The 5581-nt window shown below is 34.3% G+C and carries 6 protein-coding genes; 2 read left to right on the forward strand and 4 right to left on the reverse strand.

What is annotated here, in order from left to right; genetic code table 11:
• On the reverse strand, positions 1–498 hold the full coding sequence (locus GSA01S_RS09170) for a Fur family transcriptional regulator (RefSeq protein ID WP_083513289.1): 498 nt from the start codon (positions 496–498) through the stop codon (positions 1–3).
• Positions 499–554: 56 nt separating this feature from the next.
• On the opposite strand from GSA01S_RS09170, the gene GSA01S_RS09175 reads away from it, so the two are divergent.
• Positions 555–1388 (forward strand): pyruvate, water dikinase regulatory protein, encoded by an 834-nt coding sequence (locus tag GSA01S_RS09175; protein ID WP_066126846.1) that lies wholly within the window; start codon positions 555–557, stop codon positions 1386–1388.
• Between the two features lie 83 nt (positions 1389–1471).
• Here the strand turns inward: GSA01S_RS09175 and GSA01S_RS09180 are convergent, their stop codons facing one another.
• From GSA01S_RS09180 to GSA01S_RS09190, 3 genes are all read right to left on the reverse strand, one after another.
• Complete coding sequence (locus GSA01S_RS09180; RefSeq protein ID WP_066126847.1) at positions 1472–2455, reverse strand: diaminopimelate dehydrogenase; 984 nt, start codon at positions 2453–2455, stop codon at positions 1472–1474.
• 95 nt (positions 2456–2550) lie between these two features.
• Positions 2551–3570, reverse strand: a complete 1020-nt coding sequence (gene holA / locus GSA01S_RS09185) for a DNA polymerase III subunit delta (protein ID WP_066126849.1) — start codon at positions 3568–3570, stop codon at positions 2551–2553.
• Positions 3571–3778: 208 nt separating this feature from the next.
• On the reverse strand, positions 3779–4144 hold the full coding sequence (locus tag GSA01S_RS09190) for a HesB/YadR/YfhF family protein (protein ID WP_066126851.1): 366 nt from the start codon (positions 4142–4144) through the stop codon (positions 3779–3781).
• Positions 4145–4394: 250 nt separating this feature from the next.
• On the opposite strand from GSA01S_RS09190, the gene GSA01S_RS09195 reads away from it, so the two are divergent.
• The gene (locus tag GSA01S_RS09195; RefSeq protein ID WP_066126853.1) at positions 4395–5162 is read left to right on the forward strand and encodes a gamma-glutamyl-gamma-aminobutyrate hydrolase family protein; all 768 of its coding nucleotides are present in this window, start codon (positions 4395–4397) and stop codon (positions 5160–5162) included.
• Positions 5163–5581: the final 419 nt, after the last annotated feature.

The following is a 5581-nucleotide window of genomic DNA, read 5'->3' on the forward strand; positions in this document are numbered from 1 at the left end:
CTACTTCTGGTCTACTCCCAAGTTTTTACATTTTTGGCATTTTCCAAAGATTTCGAATCGATGCCATTCAATTTCAACATCTGATAAATTGGTCGTTACTTGATCCATTGGACAGGCATCTAATGGTATCGCAACACCACAATTGGTACAGATAAAATGATGGTGATGATGATCCGCTCCACAACTGATACGGAACATCTGTTCTTGATTATATTCTGTTCCTTCTAATAAGCCTGTTTCAACGAAATCATAAAGATTACGATAAGTCGTATTGTAACTCATCGTGGGATATTTTTTGACCATATGTTGATGGACATCTTGTGCACTAATATAACGGTTTTCTTCTGCGAAAAAAGTTAAAATTTCTTCTCGTTTTTTGGTCTTTTTGTAACCGGCCTCTTTGAATTTTTTTAAGCCATCTGCTACGATTTCTTTAACTGATTGTTGTTCACGCGCATCATAATGCACATGATCACGACAATGATGATGATTTTTCATTTAAATCCCTCACATTTATGGTATAGTTAAAATAATAATCATTCAGGAGGTTCCTAATGGAAACACAAAACCCAAATAACAAAATAGATTTTTATATTATCTCCGATTCGATTGGTGAGACTGCTAGTAAATTAGCCAAAGCAGCCATTGCCCAATTTCCTACTGTTACTACAGTATTGCATAAATTTATGTTTATTTCAAACAAAGAATCTGCAGATGAAATATTAAAAGAAGCGACAAAGCGTAACGGTATTCTCTTATTGACCTTGGTTAATAACGAGTTAGCTGAATACATTGAGAATTATTGCGAACAACATCAATTAACATACTTCAATATAATGAAACCTGTTCTTAATGAGATTACTAAGCGGACATCCAAAGAACCCAGTAAAGTAGTCGGTGCCCAACACGATTTATCTGAAGAATATTTTGAACGTGTGAGCGCGATGGAGTTTTGTATGCGTTATGATGATGGAAAAGACCCTAATGGTTTAATTGAGGCCGACATTGTCTTACTGGGCATTTCAAGAACAAGTAAAACCCCTTTAAGTATGTATCTCGGCAACATGGGCTATAAAGTCGCCAATCTTCCGCTAATCCCTGAAAACACTATTCCTAAAGTTTTATTTGAAATTGATCCCAATAAAATAGTTGGATTAACAACTTCAAATACCGTCGTCAATTTACATCGTGAAAATCGTATGAAAGAATATGGTTTACCATCAGGTACTAAATATGCCTCAATGGAACGAGTCAATGAAGAATTAAAGTTTTCAAGCGAGCTCTATCAAAAATTAGGGTGTTTAGTCGTAAATACTGCGGAACGTAGTATCGAAGAATCGGCTTCTATTATTGTCCAATCACTAGGATTAACTAATAAAGTTTGGTAATCATTTATAAACACATAGATTTCTGTGCTATTCTATCAAATTCACTTGATTAATACTATAAGCACAGAAATCTTTTTTTCATATTATAACAATGATTGAATTAATTCCTCACGACTGGCAAACGATAATAACGCGATTGGAATGTCCAGAACGGTTTTAGCACCAAATTGCCCCTCATTAGCTAATCGATAAGCCGCTCTTGCATAAGCAGTTAAGACACTAGCTGTAAATTCAGGGTTAGAATCCAAATCTAATTTAAACTCCATCACTTGTTGATTATCGACACCTGTTTGACCACTGGCTACCACAAAACCACCATGAGGTAATCCAGAGTGTTTCTCATCTAATTCCCTTTGAGTTACAAAGTGAACGGTCGTCTCATAAGGTTCAAAATAATTTGGCATCGTGATGATGGCTTCTCTAACAAGATGCTCATCCGCCCCTTCTTTTAATACTACATAACACTCTCGACGATGTTTTTGACGTGCTGTAAGGGGCTGAGATTGACCAGAACGTACGTGTTCAATGGCACTTGTGACAGGTATCGTATATTGTTTGGCATCTTGAACACCTTCGATTCTACGAATCGCATCCGAATGACCTTGCGATACCCCCTTGCCCCAAAATGTATCAAAATGTGGATTGCTTAATATCGATGAAAAGAGTACCCGATTTAATGAAAATAAACCCGGATCCCAGCCCGTTGAAATAACACTTACTTTTTCAGCGTTTGTTGCCACATGATTAACCTTTGCTAAATGTTGGGCAATTTCCGCATGATTATCAAAGCTATCGACGGTATTAAACCATTGAGTAAATTCCGGCGTTTGTTCAGGCAAATCCGTTGCAGACCCCCCACATAAAATCATGACATCAATCTTATCTTGAAAGTGTTGTGCCTCATTTATTTGATGAACTTTAACTACTGGATCTTGTGGCACAATTGTTTGGGGATCACGACGGGTAAAAATCGCTACTAATTCCATATCGGGTTGTTGTGCGATAGCCAATTCTACCCCACGTCCCAGATTGCCATATCCAATAATACCTATTTTAATTTTGTTCATCAAATCACCTCAATTAAATTTATAAATAAATTCTAATCTTTTTTTAATTTAAATGCAAGTTTTAATATGAAATTAACGGTTATTTTTATATATTTTTATTTCATTTGCATAAATTGAGTCATTAATAAATAAAAATACATCTCTTTATCACCAATGCCCGTCTTCATTTGATAATCCGTTTCAATTAATTGTTGATAAAACCTTTGGATATCTTTTAAGGAATATTTTACTGCTAATTGATTTGCTAATTTCACACGATACGGATGAACCCCTAGTTGGCTTGCAATATTTTGTTCTAATTGTCCGGTACTTGACAATAACTTTACTTGAAGCATTAAGCGAAATTGCGAGATTAACAAAGCCAAAATCGCAATCGGTTCATGTTTCATCAATATTAAATCATCATAAATTTGCTTAGCCTTTGCTGCTTTTCGGCTTAATAAAGCATTGGTTAGTTCAAATACATCCGATTCTAAGACGCGTGGTACTAGTTGTTGAACCACGTCGATAGTTACTTCTTTCCCACTGATGGCATAACTTTTTAATTTAACAATTTCCAACATGGCAGTACTTAAATTAGATTGAACGCGATTCAATAATTCGTTTAAAGCATCGGGAGTAATCTTTAAGTTATTTTCTTGAATATATGATTTTAAATAGTGTTTGACATCCTGTTCTTTAATGGTAGCAACATCAACAATTGTAGACTTGGCACTAAATGCTTTAGTAATCTTTTTACGTTTATCTAACTCATCAGCACTTACTCGCCAAACCACAATCGAATTGGGATTAGGATTATCAAGATAAGCGATTAATTGTTTTTGTTCAGAATCGCTTAATTTTTGATTAGGCTGGGCATTAAAGAAGGTCACATTTTCTACTATAATCAAACGGTATTCTGTAAAAAAAGAATATAACTCCGCTTCGTCTAATACAGCTTGTATAGTATCAACATTCAAATCAATATGCATCACGTCTAACTCATCCGCTGCTGAGAGTGTCGCAGTCAAACTTGACATAAAAGTAGATTGTAAATAACTTTCAGAGCCCAATAATAAATAATTAGGTTGAAAATTCCCCTTCTTGATCTGTTTAATGGCCTCTTGTACTTTCATAGCAACCTCCTTTTTTATTAATTATTATACCTATTTTTACGAATACTAGGTAGTCCCTCTGAATTCATATTAAAAAGTCACGATATCTCTAAACTAATACACACAAATCTATTAGCTCACTACTACGTGACCTTCTATTTAATAATAATTCTATTCCACATGGTATTTATTCTAATATCTATTGGCTCACTACTATGAGACAATCTATTTAGGCTTGGTCTTTTTTAGAAGGTCCAGTGGCCGTATCGACTGTATCATCGGCATGTGGTGCATGCGAACCGGCAGTTGGCTCATAATGATATGTAGGTTCTTGTAATTGTTCATCACAGTCTACATAAAAATCATAACCGTCAAAATACCATTCATCACTTTCTTCAATAAAAAATTTAGTTCCCTTCACTTCAGTCATGACTAAAGGTCGGCTTGGTTCAGCTACTTCCATCCCTAATGAAAAATTTTCATGAACTGGTGAATTACCATAGACTTTACCAAAAAAGCGAATACCAGTCGTGGCTGTTAAACCCATTTCCTCTGCATACCATGCCTGAGCAGCTTCTGATACAACTAATTTCATCTGTTACACCCTCTCAAATTTATCAATGTAGTTTCATTGTAATTAATAATGATTATTTATACAAGTTTATCGATTATTCCTTCAGTAAATAAAATGAACAGTTTCTTTCAACCACAACTATTTCAGAAGTCTTTATTTCACAAATTTTTCATTAAAATATTGTAAAGGTTGCGTAACAGCTTTAATACGTTATAATGAAAGAATAATTTTAACATTTTAAATTTAAATATATATTACAAGGAGGAACTTCATGAAACCAGTAATCGGTATCACCGGAAATATTTCATTATTATCCAGTGCACAACCTTTTAATGTTAATTATTCGCCTTTAGGTTTTAGCAAGGCTATCGAAAAAGTAGGTGGCTCACCTATTATCTTACCTATCATGGACACAGATAATGCTGAAGAGTTGATTTCTATTGTAGATGGCTTATTATTAACCGGTGGTGAAGACGTATCACCTAAATTATATAATGAAGAACCGCGTATGGTCATTGGCCCTACGTCCCCAGAACGTGATCGTAGTGAAATCTTATTGTTAAAAGAAGCAATGAAACAACAAAAACCGATTTTAGGCATTTGTCGTGGTTTACAATTAATTAACGTTGTTTTAGGCGGATCACTTTATCAAGATTTATCTGAAAACAAAGACATTACCATTCAACATGTGCAAAAAACAAAGCCCCATCATCCAACTCATTCTATTGCTGTAAAAGAAAAATCACATATTGCTAAAATCTTTCAAACAGGCGACTATGTGAATTCTTTCCATCACCAAGTCATTAAAGATGTCGCCGACGGATTAACCGTATCGGCTTGGAGTCAAGACAAAGTCGTTGAAGCGATTGAATTATTTGAAAACAATCAGAGTATTTTAGGGTTACAATGGCATCCTGAATTGAATGCACTCAAAAATAATGAACAAAGTTTAGCTATTTTTGCTGATTTGGTTAAACGTGCCAATGATGCTAAACATCATATTAAAGCAAGAAAAGAAACCCCATACTATAATATTTAAGCTTTTAGTACAAAAATTACGTGCAACAAATTGGGAAATCTTATTGTAACTTTTATTTTTAGTTTAAGTCTCAATGTTTTTAACCTCTAGTTGCTAAGCAAAATAATCATAATTTGTTTGGTAGCATCGATTAAAATTTCGCGAGTGGAAAGTTGTATCTACTGCTTTTTTTTATGATTAGGCATGCAGTCAAGTCATTGATTAATAATTAAAAACTCAGTAATTGAGTGGGCAAGAAGTAGAACTGCGTATAAATTTCACTTTTTGCTCACTTTTTCGAGTTTTTAAAAGTATTAATAATCCATGTACAATTTATAATATCCTATCGAAGTTGAATGTTATCTTCTATTTTCACTTTGTCATCCTACAATAATCTTACGACCTCCATCTACAAAGGCTAGGGAGTGGGCAAGAAGTAG

This window comes from Globicatella sanguinis NBRC 15551 (assembly GCF_001552295.1).
GTDB lineage: Bacteria > Bacillota > Bacilli > Lactobacillales > Aerococcaceae > Globicatella > Globicatella sanguinis.